We start from the raw sequence: 20,927 nt of genomic DNA, 5'->3' as shown, positions 1-20,927 counted from the left end.
TTCAGAATTCTGTTCAAACTTGTTGCTGAGGTGATGAAAAATGAAAGAAGAAGAAAAACAAAACAAAAAAACAGTACCGATGAAAGGTAAGAGTGCTATGAAAAAACGTTGGGTTTATCCTGCAGTATATTTAAGCTTTGCAGCAGTCATTCTAACTTCTGTTCTATGGTATCAAAACGATGCGAAGAATACGGAGAATAATAATACTCCAGATAGCGCATTAGAGGACAATGGAGCAGCAGTGCCTGTATCCCTTACAAAAGAAGTTTTCCAGATGCCCGTTTCTGACCCTGAAGCCATTGAAGTGGTAAAAGATTTCTTTAGCCCAGAAGCTCCAGCTCAAGAACAAGAAGCAGCTCTTGTATTCTATAACAATATCTACTACCAAAACCGCGGTATCGATCTAGCGACTGCTGATAACAAAGCATTCGACGTAACCGCAGCATTAAGTGGTAACGTTGTAAAAGTTGCAAAAGATCCTGCACTAGGATTCGTAGTAGAAGTAGAGCATGACAAAGGTGTAGTCACACATTACTCATCACTTGCTTCTGTCTCTGTTAAGCAAGGTGACCAAGTGAAGCAAGGCGCAGTTTTAGGACAAGCTGGTGAGAACGCATACGATACTGATGCGAAGATCCACGCACACTTCGAAGTTCGTAAAGACGGAGAAGCAGTCGACCCAGTGATGGCTTGGGATCAATCTGTTGCACAACTTGCAACCGCTGTTGATGACTCTCGTAAAGAGATGAAAAAAGCGGAAGAGAAAAAAGCAGTAGAAGAGCAGAAGAAAGCTGAAGAGAAAAAGCCTGCTGAAGAAAAGAAGCCAGCACCAAAGGCTGAAGACAAAGGTTCTAAAGACACTAAGGACACAAAAGATTCTAAAGGCACAAAAGATACGAAAGACACGAAAGATGGCAAAGATGGTAAAGATGCCAACCGTGAGCAAGAATCATCATCTCAATCAGCCGAAGATACGAATGCTCCTGCAGCAGACGACTCTGGTGCTAACGAATAATAGCAAAAAGGAAGCTGTCTCGGTTCGATCCGAGGCAGTTTTTTTATTTTTATCTAAAGTTCAACCGTTTATCGGTGAACCAATTCACTTTTTTAGGTGGTCCCGATTGCATAACCGGTGTAACGAAGCAGTTCTCAGGTGGTCACAGAAGTTTTACCGGTGAAAAAGCACGGTTACCGGCGAACCCCTACATATAAAAACACGTACCGTAAAAAATATTTCCATCATTCTTATCGATTAAATAACTTAATTTTCCAACTGTTTATGCAGGTTTTTTCACAAATATGGACATTTCCCCTTGTCCCAGTTGAGATTTAGGCATATAACGAAAACTTGGTTAATAAGATGTTACAAAACCTACAATAATTCAATTGAGGGTGAGCGGTGAGAAATCGTACTATGGCTGCGGTGGAAAAAGGGGAATGGAAGCAATACTTATAAGCCGAAGATGACAACGAAACTTGTCACGTAGCTTGTTCATACAAGTCTCTATCGCATCTCTCACATCCATTTTAGGGAGGCGAGTGGTGTGCACGATTACATCAAAGAGCGAACCATCAAGATAGGACGGTATATCGTGGAGACAAGAAAAACAGTCCGCATGATCGCAAAAGAATTCGGGGTTTCCAAAAGCACGGTGCATAAAGACCTCACCGAGCGGCTGCCTGAAATTAATCCAGATCTTGCAAACAACGTAAAAGAGATCCTCGAATACCATAAGTCCATCCGCCACTTGAGAGGTGGAGAAGCGACTCGCGTAAAGTACAAAAAAGGCACAGAGGAAGTTGTTCAGTAAGTTTATGAGAATGAAGGATGTTAGATGAAACAAAATTACATTATGTGCCGCATCGTTCCAGTATCAAATAATTAATTTTTGACAATATTTCACCTTGTTCGACAGACTTGTGATATAATGATAAATTGGATAGAACTTCGATTTTTTACTAAAAATGTCATTATATCGTATGGATGTTAACAGGGAGGATATAACATGTTTTCAAGGGACGTTGGAATTGACCTTGGTACCGCTAATGTACTGATTTATGTAAAAGGAAAAGGGATCGTACTCGATGAGCCATCTGTCGTTGCGATCGACACGAATACCGGAAAAGCACTCGCTGTAGGAGAAGAAGCCCGCCGCATGGTAGGCCGTACGCCTGGGAACATCGTGGCGATCCGCCCGTTAAAAGACGGCGTTATCGCTGACTTTGAAGTAACCGAGCAGATGCTGAAACATTTTATTAATAAGATTAACGTAAAAGGCATGTTTGCCAAGCCTAGAATCTTGATCTGTACACCAACGAACATTACGTCCGTTGAACAAAAAGCGATCAGAGAAGCTGCGCAAAAGTGCGGAGCGAAACATATTTTTCTTGAAGAAGAGCCAAAAGTGGCTGCAATTGGGGCGGGGATGGATATCTTCCAGCCGAGCGGCAATATGGTTGTGGACATCGGTGGTGGCACAACTGACATTGCGGTCTTGAGCATGGGAGATATCGTTACGTCCTCTTCTATTAAGATGGCTGGGGACAAGTTCGATACTGAAATCCTTCAATATATTAAAAAAGAGTACAAGCTGTTGATCGGTGAACGTACGGCTGAAAATATTAAATTGAACGTAGCTACCGTTTACGAGCGTGACGAAGAGCTCGAGATCCGTGGTCGTGACATGGTATCAGGACTTCCACGTACGATTACAGTAGGTTCAAAAGAAATTCAACGCGCATTGATGGAGCCAGTGATGGTGATCGTTCAAGCGGCAAAGAGCGTCCTAGAAAAAACGCCGCCTGAATTATCCGCTGACATTATCGACCGTGGTATCATGCTAACAGGTGGTGGAGCGCTTCTTCACGGAATCGACCAGCTGTTTGCAGATGAATTAAAAGTACCTGTATTGATCGCAGAAGAGCCGATGAGAGCCGTAGCGAACGGAACAGGCTTAATGCTTGAACATATGGATAAGATCGCGAAAAGAAAAGTGTTTTAATGATGGAAATGCCGCCCAATGTGGGTGGCATTTTGTTTTTGTATGAAGAAATGGAAGGCTAGAGAAGCGCGAAAAACAGCTTCTAGGCCCTAAATCTAACTTTCTAGGCCTTCAAAATAATTTATAGTCCTTGAAATTATTTTATAGGCCTTTGAAAAAATTTATAGTCCTTCAAATTCATTTATAGGCTTTTCGACAAACAAGCGGGTTCGCACCTCTTCTTGAAAACTTCAAGCTTCCTTCATCATTCCTAAAGCAAGTCCGTCATCATGAAAAAGGAATCTCACAATTTTTACAGAAATCTATTAATAATTGTAAAAAACTGTCGATACAACGGATGAGACATATTGTGTCCAGATTACAAATACAGGAGGAATACTCCGTGTTAAGAGGCTTTTATAATGCTGCAGCTGGCATGCTGGCACAGCAGCGCAAACAAGAAATTTTAACAAACAACATGGCGAATGCGAATACGCCTGGATATAAAGCGGACAATGCGAGTCTGCGCACGTTTCCATCGATGCTGCTTCAGCATATGGGAGAGACGGAAATGAACGGTAAGAAGCTGCCGAACAATTACCCGATCGGACCAGCGGCACTCTCAACAGGTGTATACGTTCAGGAAACTGCACCTAACTTTTTGCAAGGTGACATGCGCGAAACGGGAATCAAAACAGATATGGCGCTTCTTCAAGGACAAGTTCCACTTGACCCCGAAACAGGTAAGCCCGGCGGTCTGTTTTTTAGATTGAACGTGAACGGAGAAGAACGCTTTACGAGGAATGGTCATTTTTCAGTGGATGCAGAAGGTAGTCTTGTAACGCCGGAAGGAAATTATGTGCTTGGAACCGATGGTAACCGAATCACGGTGAGAAGCGACAACTTTACAGTGAACAAAGACGGCACGGTGCTCGATAACGGTGCAGTTGCGGGGCAGATCGATGTTGCGTACATCACGAACCCTAACGATCTTGTAAAAGAAGGCTCAGGATTATTCAGACTGGATGGAAACGGGGATGCGCCGAGTGCTCTTGGGAATCCGAACATCACGTACAACGTGCAGCAAGGTTTTGTAGAACGTTCGAACGTGAACACGGAACAGACGATGACAGAGATGCTGACGGCTTATCGTGCGTTTGAAGCCAACCAAAAAGTACTTCAAGCCTATGACCGTACCATGGAAAAAGCATCGAACGAAATTGGCCGAATCGGCTAGGGGGACCAAAAATGAACCAGTCTATGATTTCAGCAGCAGTAACGATGGGGCAGCTGCAGCATAAGCTTGATACCATCTCAAATAATATGGCGAACAGCACGACGAACGGATATAAAAGACGCGAGGCGCAATTTTCGGATATTCTTTTTCAGCAGATCAATAGTGAAGCACTGAATCCGACTGAAGCGGGCCGACTAACGCCCAACGGAATTCGACTGGGCAGCGGAGCGCGTGTTTCTTCAACTGCACTTAGTTTAGAAGCGGGCACGCTGCAACAGACTGGACGACTTCTTGATGTAGCGCTCACACAGCCTAGCTTTTATTTTCAGGTTTCGGCCGTGGATAACAACGGAAACGAAACGCAGCAGTTCACAAGGGACGGCGCGTTCTATTTATCACCGTCTGCTAACAACCCGAATCAGTTGGAACTTGTTACATCAGAAGGCAATAAAGTAATGGGTGTAGACGGACCGATTACGATTCCAGCTGATCATAGCAAAATTACCATTGGACAAAACGGCCAAGTTTCGGTAACGTTAAATAATGGAGCGATTGTTGAATCAGGACAGCTAGCGATTGTGAACATGGTTCGGCCGCAGTTGATGGTATCTGTCGGGCAGAACTTGCAAGCGCCACAGGACATTCCGTTGAATCAACTGATAGAGGAAGTAAATGCTGGAGCAGGTAACTTCGTTCAGCAAGGGGCACTCGAATCCTCGAATGTAAACATTTCCACCGAGATGACGGAAATGATTCAAACACAACGTTCTTATCAATTTAATGCGCGTTCTCTTACAATTGCTGACCAAATGATGGGGTTAGTAAACGGGCTTCGCTAAATGAGGTAGGTTTGTATGACGAATAAGATGCAAGAGTTGAATAAAAACGAAAAACCGAAAACACAGCGTTACCAAGAAAAAGAAACGTCTACTAAAGAAGAGAAGAAACAGTGGTACCAACGCCGAACGAAAAGAAGCTTTCCAATTTGGCTTCGTCTTCTGCTCCTCATCTGTGGAATCATCGTCTGCTTTGCTGTTGGTACGATGGTTGGCTATGGCGTGATTGGTGACGGCAAACCGATGAACGTGTTTGAAAAAGAAACATGGACACACATCATCGACCTTGTAGAAAAAGATGGGTAAAGATATAATAAAAAAAAACAATGGCAATGAATGTAGTCATTGTTTTCTTTTGATGTAAAATTAGTACCAGGTAACAATACCAAGTATAATAAAAATAGATTAGAAACAATGAGTGAAAAAGAAAGGTGATGTTTGTATATGCTAACAATCGAAGAAATTAAAGAAATCATCCCGCACCGTTATCCGTTCTTGCTGATCGACCGCATCTTAGAAGTAGAAGAAGGAGAGCGTGCTGTCGGAATCAAGAACGTTACAGCGAACGAAGAATTCTTCAACGGTCACTTCCCGGAGTATCCGGTTATGCCAGGCGTATTAATCGTGGAAGCACTCGCTCAAGTAGGTGCAGTTGCGATGCTGAAAAAAGAAGAAAACCGTGGACGCCTAGCCTTTTTTGCAGGCATCGATAACTGCCGCTTTAAAAAACAAGTCGTACCAGGCGACCAACTGCGTCTAGAAGTTGAGATGACACGTGTACGCGGTTCGATCGGTAAGGGCAAAGGGATCGCAACCGTTGATGGCCAAGTAGCCTGCGAAGTCGAGATCACCTTCGCACTAGGCAAATAAAAAACCACAGTGGGGTCTGACCCCACACAATTATCATAAAAGCTTGAAATGGAGCATTCCCTTAGGGTGTATGTCCTATTTCAAGCTTTCTTTTTATGCTATTTTAAATTTGAGCTTCAAAATATGGCTGCGAAGGAGAGTAAATCAGGATGAAGAATTATAAATATATCTTGTTTGACTTAGACGGCACTCTTTCTGATCCTAAAATCGGTATCACAAAATCTGTTCAGTTTGCCTTGAGAAGAATGGGCATTACAGAAGAGAACCTTGATCACTTAGAATCTTTCATCGGACCACCACTTCAACAATCTTTCCAAGAATTCTATTCCTTTAATGAAACGCAGATCCGAACAGCGATCACGTACTATCGTGAAAGATTCAAGGACATTGGCATGTACGAGAATACACTTTACGAACATATCCCTTCACTTCTTCAAGAACTCAAAGACTATGGCCTTACAGTAGTTGTCGCAACCTCTAAACCTACCGTATTTGCTGAAGAAATCTTAAAGTATTTCAACATCTACCACTATTTCGACCTGATCGTTGGCAGCAATCTTAATGGAACACGTACGAGTAAAACGGAGATCATCCAGCACATCCTTCACCATTACATCGATCAACCAAAGGAAACGTTCATCATGATTGGTGACAGAAAGCATGATATGATCGGCGCACATAACACAGGTATCGATTCAATAGGAGTTACATACGGATATGGTTCAATGGAAGAACTTACAAATGCAAAACCTACTTCTATTGTTAAAACTGTCTCAGAATTAAGGGAAGTCATATTGAAAAACACAACTATTCAAATCCAGAGCTGAAAATAATTGGATTAAGTGTACATGTGGAAAATACACTAATCCGATATGTCCGCATAAGATGGTCGCTGTAAAATTATTACGAGGTAATTCCTTTTATATCCGCAGATAAGCTCAATAATTCCGGGTTTAAGCTCAACAATTACGTGTATAAAATGATTTATCCGATTATCGACATGTTTCGCTATCAATCTGTTAACTAACATTAAATATTTTAAAGAACTTACAAAAAAAGAACACATCAAAAAAACCTGGAGCCCTCTCCAGGTTTCACACATTCCTATTTCGCCCTCGCCACAATTCCATTATGCACCTTAATGTAACCGTGTCGCATAATGTCCAGACCATTTTCATGCAGATAGAGCCCCATCTGCTCTAACGTCATCAGCTCCCGATACGTATGATTCATCACATCAGCCATGATCTCGTAATATAGCTTGGAACGCATTTGCGCACGAGGTGTCGTCATCACGATATAGCCACTTGGTTTCAAGAATTTTCGATGCCACTCAACGACTTCAGCTTTCATAGCGTCTGGAAAATGTTCTAACAACCCTACGCTGAGCACGATATCGAACTCTTTGCCATATGGGAGATTGCGAATATCATCCACGACATACGAGATATTGAAGTCATTTTTATAATAAACTTTGTCTCCGCCAGTCCGTGAATTTTTCCCCAAAAACGGATAAGACTCAGGAAACTCTGCGAACCGTGTATCTCGGCAGAACGGATCATAATCCACCATCACCACTTCACCGTCAGGGTACATCGCTGACAGCTGCATCGCTTCATAGCCTTCAGCAGCTCCCAAAAATAGAATGCGAGGTTTCAGAACGTCCAGTCCTTCGAACAAAGCTCTCTTTCCACGCGGATCCCAGATGCCGTCTTGAATGCGGTGCACATAATTCCAGAGGTGAATCCGCACGTAATCACTAAGTGCCGTTTTTACTTCACTAGGCTTGAAGCTTGTTAAACTTTTAAAAAAAGCGCTCTTTTTATCCCCAATCTCATTGGGTACATCCTTAGAGAACCACTCGTGAAAGGACTGGTTGAACATCGTCCATGAGGTGTGGACCGGGAGCATCTCTCCGTGCGTCTGTTCCCACTCTGTTTTTTCTTTTGAAAAAGAAGTCACCTCATACGGTTTGCCAATGTCTTTCCAAGTCACTGTGGACCAATCGTTCACCGTATTTACTTTTACAAACTTTTCATATTCTTTTCTGTCTCTATACTGTCGCAGATCCATTCGGTATGACGGCCTAATTTCCGTTTGGCCGAACGTTTTCGGTTGCTGAACTGCTGTTTCAAGCATGATACGACCTCCTTAAAAAAGGATTTTTTATAGATATTCAAAGAAAGAATGTAAAATCCTTTAAATCCTAACATTTCGGTTCGACGTGATAAAATAGAATAAAGAAAACAGGGAGGGAAATGGAGATGAAGATAATTTTTATCGGTGACAGCATTACAGCTTCAAATAAAAACACAGACGCAGATCGGCTTGGTGACGGTTACGTTCGCATGATTAAAGAAGTCTTGCCAAAGGAAGTAACAGTGATCAATAAAGGTGTGAACGGACATCGCGTGACAGACCTCGCTTTTCGGTGGCAGCGAGATGTAATTGATCTTGAGCCTGATCTGCTATCTGTTTCCATTGGAATCAACGATGTGTGGAGACAGCTCGACAGCCCTCAATTGCAGCAGATCGATGTTTCTCAGTTTGAAGAGGTTTACCGCAGCTTGTTATCTCAACTTTCAACAAAAACAAAACTTGTCTTAATGGAACCTACGATTATAAAGGAAAACACAGAATCTCAAGGAAATCAGCTGTTGATGCCGTACGTGGAAGTGGTCCGAAAGTTAGCAAAAGAATTTGATGCCGTGCTCGTGCCTACACATGATACTTTTATGAATCACCTAAACAAAAAGCCAGATGTGTCCTTAACAACAGACGGTGTACACATGAGACGAAAAGGAAACGAACTTATGGCAAAAACGTGGCTGGAAGCGGCAGAATCACTCGTTACCCTATAAAACTGAACAGGAGTTACATAGATGGCAAACACAACACTAACATTCTTTCACGAGATACATCGAGAAGCGTTAAATGCATTTTATTTACCACAGGAGCAAGAAAAATTCACGGCTATGCCGAATGATGCTTTAAAGAAATGTGAAAAAGATCAGGGGCGTCATCCTGTAGTTATTGAGGGTGACAACAAAACAGTCGGCTTTTTCGTTCTGCATAAGGGTGAAAACATTGGAGATTTTACCGCAAACCCGAACGCGATGGTGATTCGTGCTTTATCCATCAATCACCCTGAGCAAGGAAAGGGGTATGCAAAAGTTGCGATGCTGCAGCTTCCTCTGTTTGTTTCCAAACACTTTCCGGAAGTAAACGAACTCATTTTAGCAGTAAACTTCAAAAATGATCCTGCAAAAAGACTTTACGAAAAAGTAGGCTTTGTAGATCGTGGCCAGATCAAACCTGGTCCAGTCGGGCCGCAATATGTGCTGCATTATGATCTATAATTATTAAGCTAATATAAAGCTGATTTTAGTATTGTAAAGTGTTGGTTATGACTTGGTAAATTGCGTCTTTTCGGGTTTTTTTCATGATATATTCTGAACAGGGACAAAGAAATCCCATACTCATGCAAAAATCATAATGAAAATCCGAAGGGAGCAATTGAACAATGAGCAAAACGTTTTTGGCTAAAATCGGAGCATCTCTTTTGGCAATTATGTTAATCACTGCATGTAACAACGCGGAAGACACGAACACGGATGAAGAAACAAACACAGAAGAAACAGAGACTCAAGATGAAGAAACAACGACCGATGAAGAAGGTTCTACAGAAGAAGAAACTTCAACAGATGAGGAATCAACAGAAGAGTCAGCTGAATAAGATAAAAGAAGTGCCGGGCCTCTACCTACCAGAGAGGACCCGGTTTTTTGTTGTTTGAAGTAATTTGATATGGGACAAGCAAATTTTACTGCAAGGTGCGTGCATCTTATAAAATTTCACGGTACGTGTTTTTGTATTTATTACACGTTCGCTCAAACATGGCCGCTTTTCGCTCCAAACATCTCTTGTTCCGCTCCAATTAACCATCGTTTCGCTCAATAAACCCCTGGTTTCGCTCCATAACCCTCAGATTTCACTCTTGACTTAAAAAAACAAGTAAACAGCTATCAACTTCATATTTCCAAACCCTCTAACGCCTTGGAAATGTCGAAAACATAAGAATATTTAACTATTTATAAACAGTTTTATCAGCCGAACGGCTCATTTCCAAGAAAAGAAAACATGGCATAATAAAAGGAATGAAAGCGTTATCTTAAAAGCATTTGTGCAAACGCTTTCGCTAATTTGCACAACAATAAAGGGGGAAATGAAGTGAGGAAAATGAAAACTCGCAACACGGTTTCTTGGTTATTGCTTTTTACGCTTATTTTGCAAACGTTTGCATCTGCATTACTCATACAACCTTCTTCAACAAAAGCGGTGAATCGCAACGTAACACTTGTTGGAGATCTACAATCTGAACTTGGTGGTTCTAGTGACTGGAACCCGGCTGACACTGCTACAAAAATGGAACAGCAACCGAACGGAAAATACGGACTAACAGGTACTCTTCCTGCCGGGACCTATGAATACAAGGTTGCGATCAATGGTTCATGGGACGAGAACTATGGAGTGGATGGAAAACAAGGTGGGGATAACTACAAGTTGACGATCGACACGGAAAAAGAAGTTACATTTGTTTATGATGACACGACTCACAAATTAACGATTTCAGAACCACTTCCTGCTGAAAAAACACCACGAATCGTAGGTGACATCCAGCCGGATATCGGAGCAGGAGGCGAGTGGACACCTGGTGAATCGACTGCACTATTACAAGATGAAGACGGTGACAACATCTACACGTACACCGCACAAGTGCCAAAAGGTAAGCACGAATTTAAAATAGTGCTCGGCAACAATTGGGATGCCCCAAATTATCCGGCAGACAACATGAAGTTGAACGTACTGAAAGACGCAGAGATCACTTTTTTTTACAACCATGACACAAAAGAAGTGTACACGAACTATGACGCGGGTCTTCCGGATGGCAGCGTGAACGCAGGAAAACTTCACCATGATACATGGAACGAAGCATTTCGTGCGCCGTTTGGAGCGATCAAAGCTGGACAAGACGTAACACTGCGCCTGCAAACGAAAAGGGGCGATCTGACTGGCGCAAAGCTATATCTTCGTAACTATAACTCAGGTAATACGACGGTAAAAGATATGGTGAACGCTGGCTGGACGACAGTGAACGGCGAAGACATCGAGCTGTGGGAAGCTACGGTTACACCTGAAGAAAAAGGGGTGTACGGCTATAAATTCACCGCCCGTGATGGAGATGCGGTAAAAGAATACGGAGAAGATACAGGTGAAGGTGGAAAAGGGGCAGCAGCCGATACGAACGCCGCTCTATTCCAGATGACTGTATACGACCCGTCTTATAAAACACCTGACTGGATGAAAGAGTCTGTTGTATATCAGATTTTCCCTGATCGTTTTTATAACGGAAACAAAAAGAACGACAAAGCAAAAACAACAGCACGTGGCACTGAACCGATCGAGCACCGAGATTGGAATGAGCTGCCAGATAACCCTCGTCAAGCAGAAACAGAAGGCTATGATGGAGACGAGATTTGGTCGAACGATTTCTTTGGCGGCGATATTGCTGGTATCCAGAAGAAATTAGACTATATCGAGTCACTTGGCGTAAATACGCTGTACTTGAATCCAGTTGCACATGCAGCATCCAACCATAAGTATGATGCGACGGACTATAAAGCGATGGATCCGATGTTTGGGTCACCGGAAGAATTTAAGGCTTTTACAAAAGAACTGAAAAAACGGAAGATGCACTTGATTCTTGATGGGGTATTCAACCATGTTGGAGATGATTCGATCTATTTTGACCGATATGGCAAGTATAAAACGGTCGGAGCGTACGAATATTGGGCAAGCATCTATGACCTGATGAGTTCGAAAGGTCTGACAGAAACAGAAGCAAAAAATCAAACAGAAGCGAAGTTCAAGAAAGAAGGACAAGAGTTTAGTCCGTACGGCTTTCACAACTGGTTTAACATCGAGAACGAAAAAGTGAACTGCGTCTATAAATACCAGGCGTGGTGGGGCTTTGACTCACTCCCTGAAATCAAATCGATTCCAGGTGAAGCGGTAGACTATGATTCTGAGTTGAACAACAAACCATTCGCAGACTATATCATGTATGACAAAGATTCGGCTGCAAAATCATGGTTAGATCGCGGTGCATCAGGCTGGCGTTTGGATGTTGCGAACGAAGTAGATACAGAGTTTTGGAGAGAGTTCCGAAAAGAGCTGAAGGAAGGCAAGAAAGATGATCCGTTAATTCTAGGTGAGATCTGGGATGACGCATCTGAATACTTCCTTGGTGATCTGTATGATTCTGTGATGAACTATCGTTTCCGCGGGGCGATGATCGATTACTTGAAGAACGGTAACGCAGAAGGCGCGGAAAACCAGATGAACGCCGTGTTTGAAGATTACCCACAAGAAGCGTTCTACGCTTTGATGAACTTGATGGGATCTCATGATACACCTCGTGCAGCGTTTATCCTTGGAAACGGAACAGATTCTTACGAGCGTGCTGAGCTGGATCCGAAATATGATCACGAGCTAGGCGTGAAACGACTGAAGCTCGCGGCAATCTTACAGATGGGTTATGCAGGAGCACCAACACTTTATTATGGAGATGAAGCAGGTGTTACGGGCTCTAAAGATCCGGACGATCGAAGAACATATCCATGGGGTTCTGAGGACAAGGATCTTATAAAGCATTATCAAAACATCGGAAAAGTACGTAGTGATTACCATGATCTCTTCAGCTATGGTGAACTTCACCATCTATACGCTGAAAAAGATGTGCTCGCATACGCTCGTACAGATAAGAAAAATGCAGCCCTTGTGATTACAAACCGTGGTAACGAATCTAAGACTGTTGAACTGGACGTGAAGAAGCTGATCGTAAACAACGTGAAGCTAACAGATCAGCTGAACAAAAAATACAAAACAGCTGTTAAGGATGGAAAGCTATCAGTAACTGTGCCAGCGATGAGCGGTCGTATGCTCGTTTCGGACAAGCACCAGAATTTGAAAGCGCCAAAAGCTGTTAAATACGTAAAAGCGTTAGAAAGTAGTCACTCTGTTTCTCTTTTCTGGAAAGGTGACGCAAAACGTTACGCAATCTATCAAACCACGATCTCTGGTGCTTTTTATGAAAAGGTAGCAGAAACGAAAGGTAACTCAATCAAAATCGATAACCTAGACAACGGACGCAAGTATTATTTTGCAGTTGTTGCGATCGATAAAAACAATAACGAATCGATGAAAACAGATTCAAAAGCCGCAATTCCGCATGTGGCGTTAAAGAACGGAAACTATAACATTTCAAATGTAACAGCGTTAAAGAATGGCGTGATTGACCTATCTAAACCACAAACAGTTACAGCAGATATCAAAATCACAGGTGAAACAGAGACAGATCTTGCAGAAGGATTACAGAGTGAGCTGCAAGTAAAAGAGCCAGGTAAAACAAACTGGACATCTCACAAAGGTACGTACACCGCTCAAAACGGAGAATTTAACACGTTTAGCGCAGATTTCTTACCTTTTAAAGAAGGAGCGTATCAGTATCGTTATGCGTTCTCAACCGATTTAGGCAGAACGTGGGTCACGAGTGAAACGAAGACAGTTACGTTCACAAAAGGGGATGACACGACTGCTCCTGCAACATCCGTAACATTAGAAGAACCAGCGCAAGAATCAGGCCAAGTGAATCTGAAGTGGTCTGTAGAAGGAGCGAACGAACCTTATCTGTTCACGATCGTTCGTGATGGAGAAGTTATCGACCAAGTCCTTGATACAAGTGCCACAACGTACAAAGATTTGAACGTAACAAACGGAAAAGTCTACAGTTACGAAGTGCACATCTTCGATAAAGCCGGTAACAGTGTGAAGTCGAACGCCGTTCAAGTTACACCCGATCTTGTGATGGTAAAAGTAACAATGAAAGTGAACGCACCAGCTTATACACCACAAGGCGTGGATATTACGATGCCAGGCAGCAAGAACGGCTGGAACACAGGTGCGTGGAAGATGACGCGTGGCGGCGCGGTAACAAATGACTATGAATATACGTTTGAAGCGCAAGAAGGCGAAGTCATTACCTACAAATACGCCAAGAATAGCTCTTGGGATCAAGAAGGACTAGCTGACCATACACCGGGTAATCCGAACGATGATGACGTAAGTTACTACGGATACGGTGCAACAGGAACAGACTTGAGTTTTGTTGTCACGAACCAAGGCGGCAATGCGATGGTCGTTCAAGATAAAATTTTACGATGGATCGACATGCCGGTTGTTGTGACATCTCACACAGATGGCCAGACTGTTACATCAGACACGATCACCCTAAAAGGAAATGCCATCAAAGAGGGTGTGATGACGATCAACGGCCAGCCGGTTACCATCAACGATGACATGACGTTCTCACACACGGTGAATTTGAATGCAGGAGAGAACAAGCTGAACATTCATATCGAACCGTCAGAAGAGAATAAAACGACTATTTTCAAAAATGACGGCGGAGCGATTGGAAAGAACACGAAAGATATTTTGATGACGATTAATAAGAACTAGAAAAAAATAGATGCCACTGAGAAAAAGTTCGGTGGCATCTATTTTTTTGTCGAATTTAATAATAAAATAATAGAATTTTCAAACATTTTATTGTAAACGTTTTCATATTATGATAATGTACGAGTTGCAATATACAAATAATTGTACAAGAGTGATGATATGGAAATCTTTGAACCTTTGTATTCAAAAAAAGTACTTGTTCTTCAAAAAATAGCAGAAGAATTACTTTTTGTTGATGTAAATGAAAGAATCCCTAAGATTGGTGAGTTAGCTGATAAGTACCAAGTTGGAAGGGGAACGATTCAAACGGCATTAAAAAATCTTGATTCTGTCTCCTGCATTAAATTAGATTCAAGGGGACATTTAGGAACATTTTTAAGAGCAAAAGATATCTCGTGTCTTTTGAAGTATGCCGGAACTTCCAGAATCATAGGAGTTATGCCTCTTCCTTACTCTAAAAAGTATGAAGGGCTTGCCTCTGGTTTTAATTCAGAATTTGAAAAGTTAGATCTGAATCTTAACATTGCATTCATGAGGGGAGCAAAGCTCAGGCTAGAAGGAGTAAAAGAAGGAAGATACGATTTTGCCCTAGTTTCTAAATATTCAGCGCTTGAAGCGATTAAGGAAAACAAAGAGTTAGAGATTGTTTTAAGATTTGGAACAGGTACGTATGTATCGAAACATGCTGTGATTTTTGCTGATGTTAACAACAAAGAAGTAAAAAGCGGGATGAAAATTGGTATTGATTCTTTCTCAACAGATCAAAAAACATTAACGATGGCTGAAACGAAGGATCTAGATGTAGATTACGTTGATCTTAACTATATGCACCTTTTACAGCACTTAAAAGCAAAATCTATTGATGCTGCGATTTGGAACACAGATGAGATTGATTTAGAAATGTATCACACGTCTCCTCTTTCCTCTACCCTTGCAAAAAAAGAGGAGCTGCAAATTACGGAAGCTGTCTGTGTGATTCGAAAAAATAATAAAAAGTTAGAGTACATGCTCAATCTTATATCGATTAACCAGGTGATAGAAACACAGCGAAAAGTGGAAGAAGGAAAGCGCATCCCAAAATATTAAATGCTTTCTTATAAAATCAAAATACAAAAAACTGTACATTGAAGGTGAATGAAATGCAGGCATTAGAAACAAGACTGCAAATTTTAAAATCAGCCGACAGCATCACGAATAAGGCTGAAACGATTTGCAAAAAAACAATAGACAAATTTGTAACACCAGAAAATGAAAACAAATATACCATGTTGATTACTCACTTGGCTATGGCAGTTACTCGGATGGAAAGAAGAGAGAAACTATATCCTCCGCCAAAAGAAATTATGAATGAAATACATTCGTCTTTATGTATTGAGGAAGCCGATCTGCGTGTGAAATGGATTGAAAAAGAGTTGGGTAGCTCAATACCAAAGGAAGAAAGAGATTTTTTATTAATGCACTTTGTTACTGTATTATCCGCTTAAAAATATAAAGGAGGAATTATTGTGAAGATTGTTGTTGGAGGCCAGGTAGATAAGGCAGAAATTGAACAGCTTGTAAAAAAGTGTGGAGGTGATTCTGTAGTAGTCATGGTTAAGAATGATCTAGATGCCGCTATGTTAATTAAATCTGGAGGTGCTGATTATTACGTTGGAGCTTGTCATACAGGAGGTGGAGGAGCACTCGCCATGGCTATAGCACTTTTAGGAAAACAGCAATGTGCAACAATTTCTATGCCAGGTAAGCCGCCAGTAAAAGAAAAAGTGGAAGAAAGCGTGAGCAGTGGTGCTAAGGCATTTGGATTTACAGGAGACCACAAAGAAAAAGCAGTTGAATTTTTAATGGATGCACTATTGAAGCAGCAAGTGTAGAAAGGGTTAACCATTTAGGGGGAGGGTTTTGGGATGTTAGAAATTATTTTGATGGCATGTATTGGTGGTTTAGCTGCTGTTATGGCGAACTTAGGAATAGCCGTTTTCAACGATGGTCTCCGTCCTATTGTTCCGGAAAACTTAGAAGGAAGAATGAGTCGTAAAGAGTTAGGTGTAACAGCTTTTGCAATGAGCTTTGGTCTTGTAATCGGATTCGGTATTCCGATCTCAATCGCAGGAAGTATTATTCTAATCCATAGCATCCTGCTTGGAACTGATATTATTGGTCTTACTTTTCAAAGAGGAAAAGTTTACGCCATTGTTGCAGGTATAGTAGGAGCTCTTTATGGAGTAGGGATTTACCTTGGTCTTCAGGCGGTAGTGGATGCATTCAAGTTGCTTCCGTTGAATTTCGTAGAAGGGTTCAACAAAGTAGGTGAACCTGTTGTTGTTGCGTTTATGGTATTCCCGGCGATCGCGATCGCACTTCAATTTGGTATTAAAAAAGGTATTATCACATTTTTAGCTGCAGCAATTGCCCGTCAGCTTATCGTATTTTCAAACACAGAACAGCTTCTCAAAATTGATGGATCACCGGTTGTATTGAGCCCGGAAGGTATCGCACTAGTTGTGGGGATGTTCTTCTTGATTGGATTTGCAGTTCGTGAAAAGTCTGATGAACAGAACCTGTCAACGCTTGCGACCCTTTTTACCGAACGTGTAGCCAAAATTAAAAAATATGTGTGGGTACTTATGCTGAGCGGTGCATTAGTTGCTGCAGCTACAAATCTATTATTAATTGCAGGTGACCCAATCTCACTAAACCTCCTAGCAGAAGGGAAGATTTCTGAAGGTGGAATCGCTTCATTAGCTAAAGCGATTGGATTCGTTCCCCTTATTGCAAGTACAGCGATTGCAACAGGAGTTTATGGGCCAGTAGGATTCACCTTTGTTTTTGGAGCAGGAATCTTCACGCCAAATCCGCTCATTGCAGCAATTCTTGGTGCAGTGATCATCTTTGCTGAAGTTATGCTTTTAACACAGCTAGCGAAACTATTAGACCGCTATCCAGGTATCCGTGCATCTGGAGAAAATATTCGTACGGCGATGACACGCGTGTTGGAAGTTGCTCTCTTGATTGGTGGAGCGAACGCGGCAAATGCAATCGTGCCTGGTTTTGGTTTCTTTGCTATCGCAGGATTCTATTTACTAAATGAAGCTGCAGGTAGACCAATCGTTCGAATGGCAGTTGGACCTGTAGGAGCAATAGCTGTTGGTATAATCGGAAATCTTCTGGTGCTATTAGGACTGTTTACGCCCCCGGCTGGTTAGGAGAGAAGTGATATGTATGTTCAAACCGTTTTAGGAAAGATTCCGTCCGATCAACTAGGTGTTTGTGCTTGTCACGAACACCTTTATGTTGATCTGAGCCGGATAAAAAAAGATGAAGATACTAGACTTCAAGATTTAGATCTTGTAATTGATGATCTGCAACTTTTTAAAAGGCTTGGTGGTCAATCAATCATTGAAGTGACGAATGATGGAATGGGCCGTGATGTGCCAAAACTGCAGGAGATAAGTAGAAGGTTAAATCTGCATATCGTGGCAAGTACCGGTTGTTATAAAGATCCTTTCATCCCTGACGGAAGGTTAACGTGGAACCGTGAACAGCTTGCAGACTGGATGATATCTGAGATCGAAGAGGGAATTGAAGGTACAGGGATTAAGCCAGGAGTGATCGGGGAGATCGGTAGTAGCTTGAACGAATTTAAGCCGATAGAAATTGAAATGTTTCATGGTGCGATTCAAGCAGCTAAACAATCTGGTCTTCCTTTATCTACACATACGACACTAGGTACATGTGCGTTAGAACAAGTAGAGATGTTTCAAAAAGAAAACTTACCGTTAGATCAAGTCATTATCGGTCATCAAGATTTAAACACATCAGATGGGATCGTTCTTGAAGTACTGGAAAGCGGTGCTTTTGTTGCACTCGATACCATCGGAAAAACGAACTATCGGAGTGACGAAGACAGATTAGCATCACTGATTGCTTTTATTGGAAAAGGATATGAAGACCAAATCCTCCTTTCGAGCGACCTAACCCGTAAGTCACACTTAAGTGCTTTCGGAGGTCAGGGGTATGATGTGGTGCTGCGTGCGTTTATACCAGCTTTGCGACGAGAAGGCGTAACAGAGGATGTAATAAATAAACTCCTTGTTAAAAACCCGCAAAAAGCATTTAGCATACACAGCAGGAAGGGTGATTTACGTTGACACAAAAGTATGCTGATTCCATACTGCCGAATTTAACATTACAAGAAGCGACAGAACTGCAGTTTAAACTGCTTGATGATGTCACGAAGGTATTCAAGCATAACTCTTTCTTTGAAACAGGTGATGTTGGACTCCACCCTGACTATCATCGCCCGAAAACGACTGCTCTTGTGGAACAGGTATTAGCCTCGACTTTTAACACTGAAGCATGTGCTTTAGTTAGGGGAAGTGGAACAGGTGCGATTCGAATTGCGTTGAGTATGGTCGTAGAACCCGGTGATTCGGTCATCGTACATACCGCTCCTATGTATACGACGACAAAAGATACCTTTCGATTAATGGGGCTTAAACAAAACCCCGCAGATTTTAACGATGAAAAACAACTTCAAACAGTACTTGAGGGCGATCGTGAATCGAAAGTCTTTTACGTACAGCACGCGAGACAGCAGCCGACAGATACTTATTCCTTAAAAAATGTAATCCAAACCGTAAAGAAACTGCGTCCTGACTTATGTGTGATCGTGGACGATAACTACTGCACAATGAAAATGAAAGGAATTGGAGTAGAATACGGAGCGGATGTTTCAACTTTTTCTGGATATAAATTGATGGGGCCAGAAGGAATCGGAATTATTCTGGGTTCGAGTGATCTTATCAAAAACATTCATCAGCAGAACTACTCTGGAGGCGGCCAGGTTCAAGGCCATGAAGCGCATGAGCTACTTCGCAGTATGGTGTTTGCACCAGTTATGCTTGCCATTCAGAACGAGCAAGTTGAGCAACTGTGTAGCAGGCTGAACCAAAACGAACTGCCGCTAGTGAGGGAAGCTTATATCACGAACTCACAATCGAAGAACGTCATTCTGGAATTAGAAGAACCGATTGCACAAGTGGTGATCGCTAAGGCATCGGCATATGGAGCTGCTACATATCCGGTCGGTGCAGAGTCGAAGTATGAGCTGTTGCCGATGATTTACCGTGTATCAGGGAGTTTTATGGAGAGCAATCCTGAATTAAAGCATTCTGGAATACGCATTAATCCAATGAAATCTTCTGCAGATACTGTTATTCGCATCTTAAAAGAAGTGTTTACAGAGATAAGGGGTTGACCACAGCATGTTTTTACAGATGACCGCTAAACGAAACCCGGCATTGATAAGTTCAGCAGTGAAATTACATCAGAGTGGTGTAATCCCCCCTAACACATATGTAATTGATTTGGACAGCCTTTCATCCAATGTTCAAAGCTTAAGTGAGACGGCAAAAGAGCACGACATCAGCCTTTATTACATGACTAAGCAGATTGGCAGAAGCGGTTTTATTGGAAAAATCATAGAGAAAAACGGGATTGAACGAGCAGTTGCTGTGGATATTGATGAAGCGGAAAACCTCACTGACCACAACTGTAAGATCGGAAATATTGGTCATCTTGTTCAGCCTGGAAAACATCAATGGAAGCGTGTACTGACTGAAATGCAGCCAGAAGTCATCACCCTCTTTTCTTATGAGAGAGCGGTGCAGCTATCTCAGGAAGCAGAAAAAATTGGTCTTAAACAGGACGTGATTTTACGAATAGTTGGCGAAAACGATCTTATCTACCCGGGGCAATTTGGCGGTATACCACTTGCTGATTTAGAAGGTGCTGCTAGAGAAATAAAAAAATTGCCTGGAATCCAGATTACAGGCTTAACGAACTTCCCGATTATGCAGTTAAATACATCCCAGACAGATTATGAATTTACGCCTAATTTAAATACCCTTCTTAAAGCTAGTGAGATTTTTGGAAACCTCGGGATTAATGTAAAGCAATTAAACGCTCCAAGTTCCACCAGCTGCCATACGATTCCTTTATTAAAACAGCATGGCATTACACACGGAGAGCCAGGCCACGCCATAACAGGAACAACACCGCTGCATGCTTATGATGAAAATCAAATAGAGATTCCATCAATGGTTTATGTATCAGAAATTTCCCATATGGATAAGGATCATGCCTACACGATAGCGGGAGGTTACTATTCACGCTCCAATATGGAAAACGTCCTTTACGGAAACAACGAGAGTTCCATTCTTGAGAAAAGTACTCCTATACAAAAGGTTTCTATTGAAAATATTGATTACTACGGCTGTGTGAGAAAAAAGCAAGATATGCAAGTGGGCGATACGGCAATCTATGCGTTTCGCGCACAGATTTTTGTGACAAGAGCCCATATTGCATTTGTAAAAGGAGTAGATTCCCAATCACCAGAGGTCGTTTATTTTCAGAGAAGAGGGATGTAA

The 20,927-nt window shown here is 42.0% G+C and carries 20 protein-coding genes; 19 read left to right on the top strand and 1 reads right to left on the bottom strand.

Translation table 11 applies throughout. From position 1 onward, the window contains the following. The first annotated feature begins 40 nt into the window (after window positions 1-40). From IHV09_RS18535 to IHV09_RS18500, 8 genes are all read left to right on the top strand, one after another. Window positions 41-1,015: a M23 family metallopeptidase gene (locus tag IHV09_RS18535; protein ID WP_197190151.1), complete on the top strand. Its 975-nt coding sequence runs from the start codon at window positions 41-43 to the stop codon at window positions 1,013-1,015. 529 nt (window positions 1,016-1,544) lie between these two features. Beyond that, window positions 1,545-1,811 carry a sporulation transcriptional regulator SpoIIID gene (gene spoIIID / locus IHV09_RS18530; RefSeq protein ID WP_007203593.1) on the top strand — a complete coding sequence of 89 codons (267 nt, stop codon included), beginning with the start codon at window positions 1,545-1,547 and terminating at the stop codon, window positions 1,809-1,811. 195 nt (window positions 1,812-2,006) lie between these two features. Next, window positions 2,007-3,002, top strand: a complete 996-nt coding sequence (locus IHV09_RS18525) for a rod shape-determining protein (protein WP_197128328.1) — start codon at window positions 2,007-2,009, stop codon at window positions 3,000-3,002. A 382-nt stretch (window positions 3,003-3,384) separates the two neighbouring features. Beyond that, a complete protein-coding gene (locus tag IHV09_RS18520) occupies window positions 3,385-4,218 on the top strand; it encodes a flagellar hook-basal body protein (protein WP_197265176.1) in 834 nt (277 codons plus the stop codon). An 11-nt stretch (window positions 4,219-4,229) separates the two neighbouring features. Next, window positions 4,230-5,057 (top strand): flagellar hook-basal body protein, encoded by an 828-nt coding sequence (locus IHV09_RS18515; protein ID WP_197128330.1) that lies wholly within the window; start codon window positions 4,230-4,232, stop codon window positions 5,055-5,057. A gap of 15 nt (window positions 5,058-5,072) precedes the next feature. Next, entirely contained in the window at window positions 5,073-5,360 is a 288-nt protein-coding gene (locus tag IHV09_RS18510; RefSeq protein ID WP_231618401.1) for a DNA-directed RNA polymerase subunit beta, read from the top strand. A gap of 138 nt (window positions 5,361-5,498) precedes the next feature. After that, window positions 5,499-5,924 (top strand): 3-hydroxyacyl-ACP dehydratase FabZ, encoded by a 426-nt coding sequence (gene fabZ, locus IHV09_RS18505; protein ID WP_066398842.1) that lies wholly within the window; start codon window positions 5,499-5,501, stop codon window positions 5,922-5,924. 149 nt (window positions 5,925-6,073) lie between these two features. Beyond that, window positions 6,074-6,751 (top strand): HAD family hydrolase, encoded by a 678-nt coding sequence (locus IHV09_RS18500; RefSeq protein ID WP_197265175.1) that lies wholly within the window; start codon window positions 6,074-6,076, stop codon window positions 6,749-6,751. A 277-nt stretch (window positions 6,752-7,028) separates the two neighbouring features. Here IHV09_RS18500 and IHV09_RS18495 read toward each other — a convergent pair whose 3' ends face one another. Then, window positions 7,029-8,063 (bottom strand): class I SAM-dependent methyltransferase, encoded by a 1,035-nt coding sequence (locus IHV09_RS18495; protein ID WP_197265174.1) that lies wholly within the window; start codon window positions 8,061-8,063, stop codon window positions 7,029-7,031. 125 nt (window positions 8,064-8,188) lie between these two features. Between IHV09_RS18495 and IHV09_RS18490 the strand changes: the two genes are divergently transcribed. The 11 genes from IHV09_RS18490 to IHV09_RS18440 all read left to right on the top strand — a co-directional run bounded on the left by IHV09_RS18490 (window position 8,189) and on the right by IHV09_RS18440 (window position 20,927). After that, window positions 8,189-8,785: an SGNH/GDSL hydrolase family protein gene (locus IHV09_RS18490; RefSeq protein WP_370569000.1), complete on the top strand. Its 597-nt coding sequence runs from the start codon at window positions 8,189-8,191 to the stop codon at window positions 8,783-8,785. A 21-nt stretch (window positions 8,786-8,806) separates the two neighbouring features. Beyond that, window positions 8,807-9,283, top strand: coding sequence for a GNAT family N-acetyltransferase (locus IHV09_RS18485; protein ID WP_197265172.1), 477 nt, complete (start codon window positions 8,807-8,809; stop codon window positions 9,281-9,283). A 164-nt stretch (window positions 9,284-9,447) separates the two neighbouring features. Next, a complete protein-coding gene (locus IHV09_RS18480) occupies window positions 9,448-9,660 on the top strand; it encodes a hypothetical protein (protein ID WP_197221553.1) in 213 nt (70 codons plus the stop codon). Between the two features lie 501 nt (window positions 9,661-10,161). Next, window positions 10,162-14,499: an alpha-amylase family glycosyl hydrolase gene (locus tag IHV09_RS18475; protein WP_197265200.1), complete on the top strand. Its 4,338-nt coding sequence runs from the start codon at window positions 10,162-10,164 to the stop codon at window positions 14,497-14,499. Between the two features lie 159 nt (window positions 14,500-14,658). Beyond that, a complete protein-coding gene (yhfZ, locus tag IHV09_RS18470; RefSeq protein WP_231618400.1) occupies window positions 14,659-15,585 on the top strand; it encodes a GntR family transcriptional regulator YhfZ in 927 nt (308 codons plus the stop codon). A gap of 53 nt (window positions 15,586-15,638) precedes the next feature. Beyond that, window positions 15,639-15,983: a PRD domain-containing protein gene (locus IHV09_RS18465; protein ID WP_197190142.1), complete on the top strand. Its 345-nt coding sequence runs from the start codon at window positions 15,639-15,641 to the stop codon at window positions 15,981-15,983. 21 nt (window positions 15,984-16,004) lie between these two features. Next, the gene (locus tag IHV09_RS18460; RefSeq protein ID WP_197190141.1) at window positions 16,005-16,370 is read left to right on the top strand and encodes a DUF2620 domain-containing protein; all 366 of its coding nucleotides are present in this window, start codon (window positions 16,005-16,007) and stop codon (window positions 16,368-16,370) included. A 33-nt stretch (window positions 16,371-16,403) separates the two neighbouring features. Further along, entirely contained in the window at window positions 16,404-17,702 is a 1,299-nt protein-coding gene (locus IHV09_RS18455) for a YhfT family protein (protein ID WP_197190140.1), read from the top strand. 12 nt (window positions 17,703-17,714) lie between these two features. Beyond that, window positions 17,715-18,647 carry a phosphotriesterase family protein gene (locus tag IHV09_RS18450; RefSeq protein ID WP_197190139.1) on the top strand — a complete coding sequence of 311 codons (933 nt, stop codon included), beginning with the start codon at window positions 17,715-17,717 and terminating at the stop codon, window positions 18,645-18,647. Beyond that, the gene (locus tag IHV09_RS18445; RefSeq protein WP_197190138.1) at window positions 18,644-19,756 is read left to right on the top strand and encodes an aminotransferase class V-fold PLP-dependent enzyme; all 1,113 of its coding nucleotides are present in this window, start codon (window positions 18,644-18,646) and stop codon (window positions 19,754-19,756) included. The genes IHV09_RS18450 and IHV09_RS18445 overlap by 4 nt, the downstream gene beginning before the upstream one ends. Window positions 19,757-19,763: 7 nt before the next feature. Further along, window positions 19,764-20,927 (top strand): YhfX family PLP-dependent enzyme, encoded by a 1,164-nt coding sequence (locus IHV09_RS18440; RefSeq protein ID WP_197190137.1) that lies wholly within the window; start codon window positions 19,764-19,766, stop codon window positions 20,925-20,927.

Origin of the sequence: Fictibacillus sp. 23RED33 (assembly GCF_015903925.1) — a bacterium.
Taxonomy (GTDB): domain Bacteria; phylum Bacillota; class Bacilli; order Bacillales; family Fictibacillaceae; genus Fictibacillus; species Fictibacillus phosphorivorans.
This window is presented reverse-complemented; position numbering and strand designations above follow the sequence as displayed.